Origin of the sequence: Chryseolinea lacunae (assembly GCF_016735595.1) — a bacterium.
GTDB classification, from domain to species: domain Bacteria; phylum Bacteroidota; class Bacteroidia; order Cytophagales; family Cyclobacteriaceae; genus Chryseolinea; species Chryseolinea lacunae.
In genome coordinates, this window is sequence record NZ_JAERRB010000015.1 from 1 (window position 1) to 12649 (window position 12649).

The window sequence follows — 12649 nt, forward strand, 5'->3', positions numbered from 1 at the left end:
AGGCTGAAGCTATCTTTATAGTGATGTTGAAATATGGAAAACCCAGCCCACTATCAGGCACATGTTTCCCACATTCCAACATCTTCAACAATTATTACTGACACAGTTTATTTTACAGACCCTGAGATTATACAAAGGATTTCGTTCAAATAATGCTCGTTTAAATGTGGTAACAGTTACGCCTTCGATAAGAGTCCTCGATTTTACAGAGTGTCGTTTGATTACACTGTCGAGTACTTCTTTAAGATCCTCCTGTTCGTCCTTCCAATCCTCATCTGTGTAATCCGCTGTAGTATCCTCATCTTCCTCCGCATCGTCAGCCTCGTCTTCTCCGAGCATAGCGCTTATCATCTTGTCTACCTGTCGTTCTTGTGTTTCTACCGCTGATTTTACAAAGTCTAAATCGTCCGCCGGATTAAACGAAATTTTGAACCCTTCAATTTTTGAAGAGTCAGAATATTCTAGTCTTAGGGAATCTGGCCGCAGACTGAAATACGTCGTTACGAGTTCATCATTGGTCTTTGGTTTATCAAGGGATAGTGCGACGAGGCTCTCTGCACTGAACTTGAAGTACGGAACGTCTGTCACAGAGATGCTATTAAGAAGTGAGCCAGGCATGCTTTGCTGTATTGTCCAATTTATACTACTGGGCCGTATTAAAAGAAAATTAAGATTCGGTTCAAAATAAGCCTCTTTTGTGTCGGGTACAGCGCCTTTTTTAATCTCGATGTCATTGACGTTAAATGATACCGTGACCCTGTCTGTTTTTGAAATTAGCTTCTCGATTATCCATGGAGCATCTGTCCCGAGGACACTTGAAACGATTGTCATCACCAGTCCACCTAAGAGTGTGCTCGTTGAGATGGCTAGCCAGTTTTTTGTTTTTTTGTTTTTTGTCATTTTGATCAGCAATAAAATAAAAAGCCCATCCCGTCAGTCGCAGCAACTGACGTGGATGGGCTCATTACTTAAATATAATAAAAAAATTAATGGAGAAAAATAGGCGTCGGGATTGAAGTTTTAGACCTTGTGCATGCTATAATTTAGTGGATTGTCAGCTATTCACAGCTAGGATTATGATACTGAACAAGTTCGTTCGGCTCGTTCCGGTAGCGCCATGAAAGTAATCTTACTCTATGTTGCCGGAATCTTGCTAGCGGATAAACCTGTCGTCATTGCCAGTGGTAACGAAGGCCTAGCTTATAAACGAAATCACCCCCAAATTCTCATCTCCAGCCTTTTTATAAAACTCCTTCATCGCTACAAAATATTCCAATAGATATTCCTTTCCGTCTTCGCCTTCCCAGATTTCCGGATAGACGCCGTGGTCGGTCATTTGTTGGCCGTCGTAGTGTTGGGACAGGTGGTCGGCGGTTATTTTGTCGAGTTCTTTGTTTAGTTTTTTTACCTGGTCGGGGGTGATGTATTGGGCGGGGCCATAGCCCATGTCCTGGTCTTCGCTCACGGTTTTGTCGCCGAACACGACCCAGGCCAGCGGGGGAGCGGCTTCTTCAATTTGTGCGAGGGTGAAGCCGGTGATGGCATAGAAAATTCCTTCCCAGGCTTTGTCGAGGTAGAGGAGGCCTTCAATTCCGCTTTCATCGTCGGCATACACTTTCTCTTCCAGCAGTGTGGGGTTGTTCAAAATGTCTTTCAGTTCTTTTTCTGTCACCTGCAAAAGGTTGCCGATCATGCTCATGGTATTTCTTGGGTTTTGGTTCTCAAATAAATTACTATTCCAGGAGACTGCAAAGATAAAAAAAGTGCGAAATGAACAAACCAATATGGTTAGATAAATAAACTAATTAAATTAGTTGACTTGCGTGCCGCCAGATCCTTCTTTTACAGCATGAAAATGGCAGCGCTGGGCCCGGGCATGTATAAGATCAGGCGGAAGGAGTATCAATCGGGTGGGAACAAGGCGGGACGCAAGAATGTGAACACCATCCACCTGCTCACCGTGCGCGGCGTGGGCGACGGGTTGCGCTATCACATCGACCACGATCCGTTTGGCGCGCATCCCCGCGACATGAACCTTCTTGACGATTACGAAATTGTGAGCCGCTACGACGGTCCACCCCAGATCGACCACTGCCTCATCACACTCACCTTCACCGACGCTGCAGGCGACACCTTCAACTTCCAGGTGAAAAGCCTGTGGACGTTGCGCGCGTTGATGGAGTCGATGGAGTTTTTGAAGAAGCCGTTTGATTTTGTGGTGCGGAAGCGGAAGTGAGTGCCTCTTAGGGGTTGGTTTTGAGAAATGTACGAAACAGAAATAGATTAAACAGGATCGCTGAAATGGCGACGCTTAACGATAGCGATTTGAAGCATTGCCAAAAAGATCCAGTTGCCGGAAAAGCGTAAAATTCCGCGGTACTTTATTATGCTTCCTCCATCACTTTGATCAGCTTGTCAATTTTCTCCAGCCGTGGAATGAATTGTGTTTTCACAGCGCGTTTGTTCAGGTAATAGATAACCACGCTCAGCCCGACAATGCCTGCGCTGGTCTTCATTATTTTGGGCAGACGTCCGGCCACGCCGGGCCCGAGCACGAACAGGATCATGAGGATCATGGCGGGCAGGATGTACCAGTAGAGAATGTTGTCGAGCATCTGTTTTTGGATGTTCAGGTATTCTCTTGACTTGTACAGGTATTGCAGGTAGGTTTCGGTGAATGCCGTGGGTTTGTGTTTCCGGGCGCTGCGCAGGCGGTAGATCACGTAGATGCCCCACACGATGATGAGCACCGAGGCAATTTTGGTGAGCACAAACGGGAAGTGATAGGCATAGTAGGCAAACACGGGCATGCCCAGAAGTGCGGCGATCTGTTCGGCCCAATCGCGGGTTTTTATCTTCCGGTGAAAGGTGTCCAGGTTCGATTGCACGTCGATCATCAGGCGGGATTTCTCAAACTTCACACGCTCCTGGTTGGGCGACGACTGCCAGATTTTTACCAATTCATCCTCTATCATGACCTTTCGATTATACAGTTCAGTAGTTTGTCTTTGATTCTTTTCACCATCACGGCCACGTGATTTTCGGTGAGGCCGGTGATTTCTGAGATTTCCCTGTAGGGCAATTCCTCCAGATACAATGTGATGACGGCCCGGTCGGCATCGTTGAGTTTTTTTATGCAGGCCCTGAGTTTGATGAGCCGTTCGTGATCTTCGGTGTGTGGTGCTTCGGGTTCGATGTTTTCGATGGTGATGCTGTCCATCTTCAGAAACCGCGTTCGCTTTTTTTCCTGCTTCGACTGCAGCCGAAGGCAAACGTTGAGTGTGATGCGGAACATCCAGGTGCCGAGCGATGCCTTTTCCTGAAACGAGGGCATGGCTTGCCAGATGTTGATGACGGCTTCCTGGAAAAGATCTTTTTTGTCGTCGGCATCTTCGGCATAGACAGAACAAATCCTCAGCAGCTTTTGCTGATGCTGTTCCAACGCCCTGAGAAAGGTGTTTTCAAGTTCCTGATCCATGTGCATGTTTGGTCCTTACCTTCTTGGTGACAGGAGGGTGGAAAATATGACAAGTAATTTAATTTTTTTTTATTGAAGTGGTGAGGGGAGGTGTAGTAAGACGTGGGCGTCGCGAACGACGCATAGTCCCGGGGCGGAGACTATGCTGCTGCGTGGTGTGAAGGAATTGTGGGTGATAAGTGGGCAGTGTGAAAGATAGTGAGACTATGCTGCGATGCGGGGAGTCACAACGTGACTTTCGCGCCAAGCTTTTCGGTTGCGAAAGATTTGAATTCGGTCAGGCGGTTTTCGCTGATCAGTTTGCGGAGGGGGAACATTTCTTTTTTGGATGAGGCATAGGTTATATTCACCACGATGCCGGTTCTTAGTGAGTTGTATATGAAATAGATTCCGACACAAGGGATCAAAAGGAAAAGCATCATTTTCACATACCGCTCGGCGTGTTCTTTGTTTGCCAGAATGTCGAACGTGCGGAAGCTCAGGTATGTGCCTACGCCCACGAGTATGGTTCCGATCAGCAGAATGATCCACCAGTTGTAGAGTTCTTTTCTTTTTTCGAAGCGCATCGCGTTTATCTGGCTCCAGCGAATGGTTTTGTAGTTGAAGCCGCTGCGCAACAAGTGAATGCCGTGGTCGGTAATTCCAAACTCACCGGTTTCCAATAGATAGTGGCTCATGGCATGCTTTCTTTATGTGAATCGTGTTTCGTCGAATCGCCGGGCGTTTGCGAAGGACGCCAGCCGTTTGGCGAAACGTTGAATAAAGATACAGATTTCAGCATGCTTTGATAGGGCGACGCTGGAAAATTTCGTACTGAGCTTTTTTTGCTCAGTACGTGAATTGCTCCAGCACAATGCGGCCATCTTTCACTTCATAGAGCATGATTTGATTGATCACTACTTTGCCATGGCCTTCCACCGTGATGTCAACTTCGCGGCCCACCGCAAAATGATTGCCACCCACAATGGGGGTTGTGGTCGACAATTTGTGAACCTCCTGCACACGGGCCACCCAATCTTCGCCTTTTTTTCGCACGGCACTTTTGCCTTGAGCATCTTTGAAGTAGGGCGAGTCGGCGGGCTCAACACTTCTCACGTTGTCGGCAAACAATTCGTCCTGAATTTCGAACCACATTTCTTTTTGGGCCAGGGCGTTGAAACGATCGGCCACCTGCTGGGTAGTGAGCGTTTGTTTTGTTTCGGTTGTCATGCGAAGGTTAGTTGTTTTTGTTGTCCAGTTTGTTGTTTAATAGCGTTTCCAGTTTTTTCAATTTCGAAACCCAGAATTTGTCGAAGTAGGAAATGAATTCCTGGAGCTCGTTGAAGCCGTCTTGCTTCAGTATGCAATAGCGTTCGCGGCCAATGTCCTGGATGGAGATGAAGCCGGCGGTGTGCAATATTTTCACGTGCTTCGAAACGGCGGGGCGGCTCATGTCGAAGTTGTCGGCCAGGTTGTTGATGGTGAGGCTGTTTTTCGAGAGCAGCTTCAGCATCTTGCGCCGGCTCGGGTCGGCAATGACCTGAAAGGTGTCAAGCGTGGGTTGTGCCATGTTGTGTGGTGTTTATGTAATTGGCCATTTTCTGCAGGTTTGTGAGCCAGCCGTTCATCATGCCTTTGTAGATGTCGTGGTTTTCGGGATCCCGGAAGCCGCTGTGTTCGAGGTGAAGTTCGGTGCCGTTGGCGATGGGGCGCAGCGTCCATACCACAAGGGTGTCGAGTTCAATCTTGCCGTTGCCGGGGCCCGCCTTCCAGGTATAGGACAACTTTTTGAAGGGAACAATTTCCAGCACCGTGCAATGCATAATGCCGTCGATGTTGAGGCTGGGGATGGGGTTTGTTTTGAATTGAAACGCATGACCCACGATGGGCTTGAAATCGTTTTTCATGAGCCACTGCGCCATCAGGTCGGGGTCGGTCAGAAATTGCCAGACTGCTTCCGGCGGATGGGAAAAGGTGAAGGTGTGGTTTATGCTGTGCATGGATATGTAATTTTTAAGTTACGTAAATGTATGGGTAACTTTTGAGTTACACAAATGATTTTGAGGAAATGAACGGCGTGGTGCTTCTTTTGAAGATTAAACCCTCTGTTCGATGGAGGCCGGTACCGGTGATGATGGAGCCATAAGGATTGCTTCGCGGCCCTATCGAATGATTGCGGCCTGGAGTCATTCGGGGCGCGGCCGGACATTCATCCGGCGTTGTGGTGGCTCAACTCCGTTTCGTGTTGCTTGGCTTAAATGCCCTTTCGTGGCAGCGCAAACCTTCTATTTTTAGGTACGCTAATGCAGACCCTATGGAAGTTCTGAGGTTCATGTTGTTTAACAGGCTTACAAATTCCTATCTCATTTCGGACCACCGGTTTTTGCGGTGGAACAAACGGCTGCAGACTATGGCTGCGGAGATGGGGTTCACGCCTTCTATTTTTATTCCCTATCTGGTGGTGTTCATGATTCCGCTGGTGCTCTTTGCGGTGAGCCCGATCCCCAAACATTTTGGGGTGCTCGAATTTTTGAGCCTGGTTCCGTTCGGGCTGTTGGTGATGGCGCTGATGAACAAGGATTTTTTTAATGGCCAGAGCGTGGTGCACCGGCGATTTGGGTATTGTGTGGTTGATATTAAAACGAATCAACCGGCCGGTCCTTTGAAATGCATGTTGCGGAACGTGACCAATCCGTTGTGGCCGATAGAAGCTATTTTTGTTTTGGTGAATCCCCGAAGACGACTTGGTGATTTTATAGCCGGGACGATGCTGGTTGATGTTACGCCGTCTGATCCGGAATTGATTCTGGATGAAATCCGGAGTGCGAAGTTTGATAAACAGACGGTGTTGACGTTGTTGTGTTCGATTTTTTGGGTGGTAATTTTTATGATCTCGTTTGATCCGCGGATGCGGTTTTGGTGAGCGATCTTTTTGACCGGTGGTATCGGTTCGCGACAACCTGAATTTCTTGGACCGGGTGATAATTTTTTTTTAATTTCTGAATGTGTCGTTCCATTGATGCGTGGATCGCTGCTCGGGGTGAGTGTGCGTGGGTGCCAAGGGGGGATTGGAGATCGATTTGGGGTGTGCTGTGGCACTTAAGGTAAATGTGGTTTTGAAAAAGCCGCCGGCAGAGCCCGGCGGCTGTCATGTTTTTTTGGGGTGATGGGATTTGTGTTTGGTGTGTGGTGAATATTTTAAGCGCGCTTAGCGATTTTAGTTTACGGTTTGGGTCTTTTGTTCTTTGAGGGTTGGGTTGCCTTTGCCGGTGTTGATTAGGTTGGCGAGGCTTTGCTGGAGGTATTCGGCCCATGCTTTGGAGCAGTCTTTGAAGCATTCAATTTGGGGGATGAGGCCGAGGTGGGTGAAGTGGATTTGGGTTTTGTTGTTGTGCTGGGAGATTTCGAACGTGATTTTGGTTCCGGTCCATTCGTCTTGGTCGGCAATGAAGTTGAGGGTGCTGTGGGTGACGAGCCAGACTACTTTTTTGTCGGGCACGAGTTCGATCAGCTTTTGTGTTGACACGTGGATGTCGTCGAAAAAGCGAACTGTGAATTCGTCGTTTAGTTTTTGGGAGTTGCCTTCCAGGTTGTCGGTCCACCATTGGGTCACGTTGTTGATGGCCGTGAAAGCTTCGTGCGGGGTGGCGTTCACGGTTATGGTTTCGGCATAGTCTTGTTGTTTCATTTTTGAGTTGGGTTTATGATGTTTATCTCTAAGCGCGTTCGCGCTTGTGTTTTTGCCGATGGGCATTGCCTTTGCAAGCTCCGGTGTGGCTTTGTCTCACGGCGAAAGCTTGCCCCGACTGTTGAGATTGCAATCATGCCGGGGCAGGCTGTTTAGCTGCGGGTCAGGAATTTTTCTTCGTGTTTGGTTCGGGGTGGTTTGCTTTTGCCGTTGGGCAGGCCTTTGCCGGTGGTGATGAGGGCTTTCAGACTTTTCTGGATGTATTGCGTCCAGCCGTCGCGGCAAACGTCATAACATTCGTATTCCGGAACCAGGCCGATGTGGGTGAACACGATCTGGGTTTTGTTTTCCTTCTGTGAGATCTCGAAGGTGATGGTTGTGCCCGTCCATTCGCTGCTGTCTTTGGTGAATTTGAAGAAGTTGTTTTTGACAAGCCAGCCAACCTTCTTTTCAGGAACCAGTTCCACTACCTTGATCTGGCAACGGTGAATGTCTTCGTACTGATAGTTGAACGCTTCGTTTAGTTTGTTGGTGTTGCCTTCAACGTCTTCCGACCACCAGCCGCGAACGTTGGTGATGGCGTTGAATGCTTCCAGGGGCGTGTTGTCTACCAGAAGGGTTGTGGTGAAATCTTTTGTGGCCATACGTGTTTTTGTTATTGTGTTGAAGTGCGTTTGTTTGTCAGGGGTTCTTCTTTGGAAAGTTGGGGTTCTTCATCACCTCGTCTATCTGCGCGGTGTGGCGGATGCTGTGGGCGGTCATGAGGAGAATGGTTTGGTAGGCGTCTATTTTGCCAAAGGGGAAATCGTTGTAGTGGTTTCGCAGGTCGTCGGTTGTGGTCTTCAGGTAGTATATGTTGTTGTCGCGCGCGGTTTTGAATTCGCGGACAATTCCATCGAACGATCCAAACTTGCCGTTAGGCACAAGCTCGGGTTCTGCTTTTCGTTTGGTGCTGCGGTCCGAAACCATTTTCACGATGTCGATGTCTGTCACCTTCACTTCGCTTCGTTTGGAGGGATCGGCGGGTTCTTTCAGGCTTGCTTGCGACTGGGCGAAGATTTTTGTTTCGGAGGTGGCAATATGTTCCAGGCACTCTGCTATCGACCAGCTGTTGGCGTCGGCTTTGAAGTTTAGTTGCTCCGCCGTGAGGCCGTTCACCTTCTGAAGTATTTTGTCTTTGTTTTCCTGAAGCAGGTCGACGGCGTATTTTCGTTCTGCACTGGTGAGGCGTGTATCGGGGACGATGAAACTCATGGACAGAACAGCAACTGTGAGGAGAAAAAATTTGATTGTTTTCATGCGCGATGGGGCTTTGTGATTTTTTTGTTGTTGGAATTTTGATGTTGGTAAAGTTCAAATGTACAGTCTTGATAGGCTTGTTGTAGGGTGTGATTCAGACGTTGTGCTGGGTTGATTTGGACAAGCTATCCGGATAGCTTTGTTGAAAAAAAATACCATGAAACAGGTGATCATCGTTGTTCCCGAAGGGAACGCCACAAATCTGAGCAGCATCACAGGCTCGTTCGAAATTCTGAATGGTGCCAATGAATACTGGAAGATGATGGGCCACGCGTCGGTGATGGACATTCGCCTTGCGGGCTTTGTGCCGGAGTTGAAAATGGATGTCGGTTTCTTTTCGGTTTTTCCGGTGAACATTGGCGACGTGAAGAAAGCCGACCTTGTGATCATTCCTTCTGTGTCGTCTGATTTTGAGAACGTGGTGAACAGCAACGGCAACCTTGTGGACTGGATTCGGGAGCAGTATAAAGGCGGGGCCGAAATCGCCAGCATGTGTGGTGGCGCTTTTTTGCTGGCGGCCACGGGCCTGCTGGACGGGAAGAGTTGTTCCACGCACTGGAATGCCGCGGCCGATTTCAGACGATTGTTTCCCAATGTCGATCTTCACATCGACAAACTCATCACCGTGCAACACGGCATCTACACCAACGGCGGCGCCTTTTCATTTTTGAATCTTATCCTTTTCCTGGTGGAGCGATACTTCGACAAAGAGACCGCCGTCTTTTGTTCCAAGATGTTTCAAATCGACATGGAACGCGCATCGCAATCGCCCTTCGAAATTTTCCAAACCCAAAAGAATCACGGCGACGAAATGATCTGCAAGGCGCAAACGTACATCGAAGAAAACCTGAAGGAAAAAATATCCTTCGAAGCGCTGGCCTCCATGCTGGCCACAAGCCGGAGAAACTTCGACAGACGTTTCATTAAAGCTACGGGCAACACCCCGGTGGAATATTTGCAACGCGTGAAAGTGGAAGCTGCGAAGCGAACGCTGGAGAAGGGAAGGAAAACTATTTTTGAGGTGATGACGGAGGTGGGCTATTCGGATGACAAAGCGTTTCGCGAAGTGTTTAAGAAGATCACGAGTTTGTCGCCGTTGGATTATCGGGCGAAGTATAATCGAGTAGGGGCAGGGGTTGGTGGTTATGTTTGAGAGATGATGTGAATCATTTCGTTATTCTCCCCACACATGATAAATTTCCATTTCCGTATTCTCGTTTCCTAAGATCACAAAGCCATTGATGTCTGTTGAGTTGTCTGTTCCGGGTTCAATCGTCACCCAGCCAGTTTTGAATCTGTAGATTTTTGTGTTTGATTTTATCCAACGTGGGAATTTTTCATACATGGAGATTTCATGCTGTGTCATTGCGTGACTACTATCGGGTACGTTGTTGGAATGCTCTGTTTTCGAATTGCCCGAAGGATACTCCAAACTATCAACCAGGACCCATCCGTTTTGTTTTGCAAATTCGATGATTTCGTCTGTGTCGAATGCGCTTCCCTTATTCGATTTCCAATACATTGCCCTATGCCCACCGTAGGGTCCTTGGTCATTAATTGATTTCTGTTGGAACTCCTTTTTGAAATGCGCCCAAAAGCCACTTGGAGTCGCATTACTACATGCGAAGAGCATCATCAGAAAAGCGGGCAGGGCAGTTTTGCTCAATGTTTTTTCTGTTTTATGATAACGGTTCGAAGGGGCTGGTCCACGTGCAGGTCATACACAAATTTTCGACTGGCCTTCAGACGGTGGCCGATGTCTAAGCGGAGCGCATGTCCTTTTATACTCCCTATGTTTATTTGAAGATGTTGTAGTTCGCGGCTATTATTTTATACTCGGGCAGAATCTTTTCATACAACGCTTCGTCTACTTTTTTGAGAGAATTGAGGAGCACGCCGATGCCCGAGTCTTTCATGGTGACGCGTTGGGCTTTGATGTCTTCCATTTTGGTTCGGATGGTGGCTTCCAGTTTTCGCAGTTCTCTTTCCGTCATTGCCGTAAGGGTTTGGGCTGCAAATTAGTGAGTTATGATTCAATCTAATAATGCTTGGCAAAACTTCGGTGATGGAATGTTAGATAAGGATGTTAGAATGAGGATGTGGTAATTGCACGCCGGGCATAAGTAAAAAGGAGGAGTCTACGGATAGACTCCTCCTGTTATAGATGAACATGTTGTGATAGTCACCCTGCTGCGAGGGTTTTGTATCGCATCTTTCTCAAACCGTCACCGTCACGCGCAAGAATGTGGCGGGAATGGAGGTGTTTCCTCCGGTGCCTTTGTTCTGGGTTTCGAAAAGTGTTTCCAGTTCGCGTTGGAGGTCGGCGGTTTTGCCGTTTTTTTCGGCGGCGTCGAAGGCGTTCATGGTGGGACCGTAGTAGTTTTTGAAGCGGTCCACAAATTGGGAAGGCGAGAAGGGTGCGTTGAAGGTGTAGGTGTCGCGGGTGCAGGAGATGTTTTCTTTGGGTACGCCAGCGCTGGCGAAACGTTCCACCACGTTTGTTTCTACGCCCCACAGCATCGGGCTGATGAAGCCGTCGGGGGGTGGCGGTGTGTAGGCGGAGCTGATTTTGAGTATCTGGGCCACCAGGGTGGGGTCGCCCGGAATCCAGTTGCCCATCACGATGCGGCCGCCGGGGCGGGTCACGCGCACCATTTCTTTGGCGACGTCAAGCGGGCGTGGCGCAAACATGGCACCGAAGATGCTCACGGTGAGGTCGAAAGTGTGGTCGGGCAGGTCCTGTAGGTTGGTGGCGTCGCCTTCCTGGAACGTACAGTTTTTGAGGCCTTCTTTTCTGACACGGGCGTTTCCGGCTTCCACCAGGTTGCTGGCAATGTCTACGCCCAGCACATTGGCTCCCGATTTTGCCGCGGGTATGGCCGTGGTGCCGTCGCCACAGCCGAGGTCGAGCACGTTAAGGCCTTTGGTGATGCCCAGTTTTGATACCAATTCGGCTCCGCTTTCGCGCATGGTTTCTGCCAGTCGGGTGAAGTCGCCCTTCTCCCAGAGTTGTTTGTTAGGATTCATCTGTTTGTGATTTAGAGAGTTAATTTTTTTGACAAAGCTAGTCACTTTGCCGGTAGGGCGTTTTACTGTGCGGTCCATTGATATGCCCAGACGGTTCATTTGTTGGTTTTTATCTGTATTTTTAGGATGTGTTGCTTCGTTAGCCTGCGGGGTTGACGATTTTTTTGGCCATCTCTCTGCAACGTCTATGGTAAATTTCTATGAAAGGGTTCTGCTGAACCCGAGCTACTACCGGCAGTTCAATTGCAGCGATTCGCTGATCACGGTTTTTAATTGCCCGCTCGAAGCCCGCCTCATGAAGTCGCGGTTTGCCGATCTGTGGACACACTACAACTACCTGTTTTATGTGATCGACGGAAGGAAGATCTGGCACACGGCGCACCAGGCCTACGACATCGGCAAAGAAACCTGCGTGTTTGTGCGGAAGGGTGCCTGGATCTTCGAGAACTTTCTGGACAATGGCTTTTGCGTGGTGCTGTTTTTTATCCCCGACGATTTCATTTGCAAGACGCTGAAGGCACGGTCGCGTCCTTTGCAAACCACTACCCGCCACATCCCACCCGTCATGATCCTCGACAAGAGCGACACCCTGTCGGCATTCTTTCTTTCGATCTCGTCCTACTTCAGCGAGGCGCACGAGCCCGACAGTTCGTTGCTGGAACTGAAGTTCAAAGAACTTATCCTCACCATCGCCGGCAATCCCAACAACGCGGAGCTGGTGTCCTACTTCTGTTCGCTGCTCGACGAGCCACAACATGTGTCGCTGCAGCGGGTGATGGACGAAAACTATTGTTTCAACCTGAAGCTGGAAGAGTATGCGCAGCTGAGCAACCGAAGCCTGTCGACGTTCAAGCGAGACTTTCAGAAGGTCTACAAAACTGCTCCGGGCAAATGGCTATTGGAGCAACGCTTGAATCATGCAGTGCGCTTGTTGAGGGAGCGTCACAAGACTATCAGTGAGGCTACGTTCGAGAGCGGGTTTGAAAGTGTGTCGCATTTCAGTCGTTCGTTCAAGGAACGGTTTGGTGTCACGCCCTCTGCATTCAGGCAGGAGGGGTCGTTGCATTCTTAACTGCTGTAGAGTCTCTGCGAGTTTCTCGTACGAGTTTTGCGTAGGCGTTTTGCTTACGATTTTCATCAAAACTTACTTCTGCGATATAGCGTCGACGATTACTTTA

The 12649-nt window shown here is 48.8% G+C and carries 18 protein-coding genes; 4 read left to right on the forward strand and 14 right to left on the reverse strand.

Translation table 11 applies throughout. The features are described 5' to 3' along the window. Positions 1-84: 84 nt before the first annotated feature. Together JI741_RS28520 and JI741_RS28525 are read right to left on the reverse strand one after the other, a co-directional pair. Entirely contained in the window at positions 85-900 is an 816-nt protein-coding gene (locus tag JI741_RS28520; protein ID WP_202015536.1) for a hypothetical protein, read from the reverse strand. Positions 901-1195: 295 nt separating this feature from the next. Continuing rightward, positions 1196-1699, reverse strand: coding sequence for a YfbM family protein (locus JI741_RS28525; RefSeq protein WP_202015538.1), 504 nt, complete (start codon positions 1697-1699; stop codon positions 1196-1198). Between the two features lie 150 nt (positions 1700-1849). On the opposite strand from JI741_RS28525, the gene JI741_RS28530 reads away from it, so the two are divergent. After that, positions 1850-2236, forward strand: coding sequence for a hypothetical protein (locus JI741_RS28530; RefSeq protein ID WP_202015539.1), 387 nt, complete (start codon positions 1850-1852; stop codon positions 2234-2236). A 148-nt stretch (positions 2237-2384) separates the two neighbouring features. On the opposite strand, the gene JI741_RS28535 is transcribed toward JI741_RS28530, so the two are convergent. The 6 genes from JI741_RS28535 to JI741_RS28560 all read right to left on the reverse strand — a co-directional run bounded on the left by JI741_RS28535 (position 2385) and on the right by JI741_RS28560 (position 5457). Then, on the reverse strand, positions 2385-2975 hold the full coding sequence (locus tag JI741_RS28535) for a hypothetical protein (RefSeq protein WP_202015541.1): 591 nt from the start codon (positions 2973-2975) through the stop codon (positions 2385-2387). Next, complete coding sequence (locus JI741_RS28540; RefSeq protein WP_236676321.1) at positions 2972-3478, reverse strand: RNA polymerase sigma factor; 507 nt, start codon at positions 3476-3478, stop codon at positions 2972-2974. Before JI741_RS28540 ends, JI741_RS28535 begins: the two co-directional genes overlap by 4 nt. A gap of 224 nt (positions 3479-3702) precedes the next feature. After that, a complete protein-coding gene (locus JI741_RS28545; RefSeq protein WP_202015545.1) occupies positions 3703-4155 on the reverse strand; it encodes a hypothetical protein in 453 nt (150 codons plus the stop codon). Between the two features lie 151 nt (positions 4156-4306). Then, positions 4307-4687, reverse strand: coding sequence for a SnoaL-like domain-containing protein (locus JI741_RS28550; protein WP_202015547.1), 381 nt, complete (start codon positions 4685-4687; stop codon positions 4307-4309). Between the two features lie 7 nt (positions 4688-4694). After that, a complete protein-coding gene (locus JI741_RS28555) occupies positions 4695-5027 on the reverse strand; it encodes an ArsR/SmtB family transcription factor (RefSeq protein ID WP_202015549.1) in 333 nt (110 codons plus the stop codon). After that, positions 5008-5457, reverse strand: coding sequence for an SRPBCC family protein (locus JI741_RS28560; RefSeq protein WP_202015551.1), 450 nt, complete (start codon positions 5455-5457; stop codon positions 5008-5010). The genes JI741_RS28555 and JI741_RS28560 overlap by 20 nt, the downstream gene beginning before the upstream one ends. A 224-nt stretch (positions 5458-5681) precedes the next feature. Between JI741_RS28560 and JI741_RS28565 the strand changes: the two genes are divergently transcribed. Next, positions 5682-6380 (forward strand): RDD family protein, encoded by a 699-nt coding sequence (locus JI741_RS28565; RefSeq protein ID WP_236676322.1) that lies wholly within the window; start codon positions 5682-5684, stop codon positions 6378-6380. A gap of 294 nt (positions 6381-6674) precedes the next feature. Here the strand turns inward: JI741_RS28565 and JI741_RS28570 are convergent, their stop codons facing one another. From JI741_RS28570 to JI741_RS28580, 3 genes are all read right to left on the reverse strand, one after another. After that, on the reverse strand, positions 6675-7145 hold the full coding sequence (locus tag JI741_RS28570) for an SRPBCC family protein (RefSeq protein WP_202015554.1): 471 nt from the start codon (positions 7143-7145) through the stop codon (positions 6675-6677). A gap of 152 nt (positions 7146-7297) precedes the next feature. After that, the gene (locus tag JI741_RS28575; protein WP_202015556.1) at positions 7298-7789 is read right to left on the reverse strand and encodes an SRPBCC family protein; all 492 of its coding nucleotides are present in this window, start codon (positions 7787-7789) and stop codon (positions 7298-7300) included. 37 nt (positions 7790-7826) lie between these two features. Next, positions 7827-8444: a DinB family protein gene (locus JI741_RS28580; protein ID WP_202015558.1), complete on the reverse strand. Its 618-nt coding sequence runs from the start codon at positions 8442-8444 to the stop codon at positions 7827-7829. Between the two features lie 157 nt (positions 8445-8601). Between JI741_RS28580 and JI741_RS28585 the strand changes: the two genes are divergently transcribed. Continuing rightward, a complete protein-coding gene (locus JI741_RS28585) occupies positions 8602-9597 on the forward strand; it encodes a GlxA family transcriptional regulator (RefSeq protein WP_202015559.1) in 996 nt (331 codons plus the stop codon). 21 nt (positions 9598-9618) lie between these two features. Here the strand turns inward: JI741_RS28585 and JI741_RS28590 are convergent, their stop codons facing one another. From JI741_RS28590 to JI741_RS28600, 3 genes are all read right to left on the reverse strand, one after another. Further along, on the reverse strand, positions 9619-10110 hold the full coding sequence (locus JI741_RS28590) for a hypothetical protein (RefSeq protein WP_202015560.1): 492 nt from the start codon (positions 10108-10110) through the stop codon (positions 9619-9621). Positions 10111-10240: 130 nt separating this feature from the next. Beyond that, complete coding sequence (locus JI741_RS28595) at positions 10241-10438, reverse strand: hypothetical protein (RefSeq protein WP_202015561.1); 198 nt, start codon at positions 10436-10438, stop codon at positions 10241-10243. A gap of 223 nt (positions 10439-10661) precedes the next feature. After that, positions 10662-11471: a class I SAM-dependent methyltransferase gene (locus tag JI741_RS28600; RefSeq protein WP_202015562.1), complete on the reverse strand. Its 810-nt coding sequence runs from the start codon at positions 11469-11471 to the stop codon at positions 10662-10664. Between the two features lie 187 nt (positions 11472-11658). On the opposite strand from JI741_RS28600, the gene JI741_RS28605 reads away from it, so the two are divergent. Beyond that, positions 11659-12543 carry a helix-turn-helix transcriptional regulator gene (locus JI741_RS28605; RefSeq protein ID WP_202015563.1) on the forward strand — a complete coding sequence of 295 codons (885 nt, stop codon included), beginning with the start codon at positions 11659-11661 and terminating at the stop codon, positions 12541-12543. Positions 12544-12649: the final 106 nt, after the last annotated feature.

Coding starts and splice junctions, on each gene's coding strand:
- JI741_RS28595 (WP_202015561.1), bottom strand. CDS start 10,438: ATGACGGAAAGAGAACTGCGAAAACTGGAAGCCACCATCCGAACCAAA.
- JI741_RS28580 (WP_202015558.1), bottom strand. CDS start 8,444: ATGAAAACAATCAAATTTTTTCTCCTCACAGTTGCTGTTCTGTCCATG.
- JI741_RS28520 (WP_202015536.1), bottom strand. CDS start 900: ATGACAAAAAACAAAAAAACAAAAAACTGGCTAGCCATCTCAACGAGC.
- JI741_RS28525 (WP_202015538.1), bottom strand. CDS start 1,699: ATGAGCATGATCGGCAACCTTTTGCAGGTGACAGAAAAAGAACTGAAA.
- JI741_RS28585 (WP_202015559.1), top strand. CDS start 8,602: ATGAAACAGGTGATCATCGTTGTTCCCGAAGGGAACGCCACAAATCTG.
- JI741_RS28605 (WP_202015563.1), top strand. CDS start 11,659: ATGGTAAATTTCTATGAAAGGGTTCTGCTGAACCCGAGCTACTACCGG.
- JI741_RS28560 (WP_202015551.1), bottom strand. CDS start 5,457: ATGCACAGCATAAACCACACCTTCACCTTTTCCCATCCGCCGGAAGCA.
- JI741_RS28545 (WP_202015545.1), bottom strand. CDS start 4,155: ATGAGCCACTATCTATTGGAAACCGGTGAGTTTGGAATTACCGACCAC.
- JI741_RS28530 (WP_202015539.1), top strand. CDS start 1,850: ATGAAAATGGCAGCGCTGGGCCCGGGCATGTATAAGATCAGGCGGAAG.
- JI741_RS28540 (WP_236676321.1), bottom strand. CDS start 3,478: ATGGATCAGGAACTTGAAAACACCTTTCTCAGGGCGTTGGAACAGCAT.
- JI741_RS28600 (WP_202015562.1), bottom strand. CDS start 11,471: ATGAATCCTAACAAACAACTCTGGGAGAAGGGCGACTTCACCCGACTG.
- JI741_RS28550 (WP_202015547.1), bottom strand. CDS start 4,687: ATGACAACCGAAACAAAACAAACGCTCACTACCCAGCAGGTGGCCGAT.
- JI741_RS28570 (WP_202015554.1), bottom strand. CDS start 7,145: ATGAAACAACAAGACTATGCCGAAACCATAACCGTGAACGCCACCCCG.
- JI741_RS28575 (WP_202015556.1), bottom strand. CDS start 7,789: ATGGCCACAAAAGATTTCACCACAACCCTTCTGGTAGACAACACGCCC.
- JI741_RS28555 (WP_202015549.1), bottom strand. CDS start 5,027: ATGGCACAACCCACGCTTGACACCTTTCAGGTCATTGCCGACCCGAGC.
- JI741_RS28535 (WP_202015541.1), bottom strand. CDS start 2,975: ATGATAGAGGATGAATTGGTAAAAATCTGGCAGTCGTCGCCCAACCAG.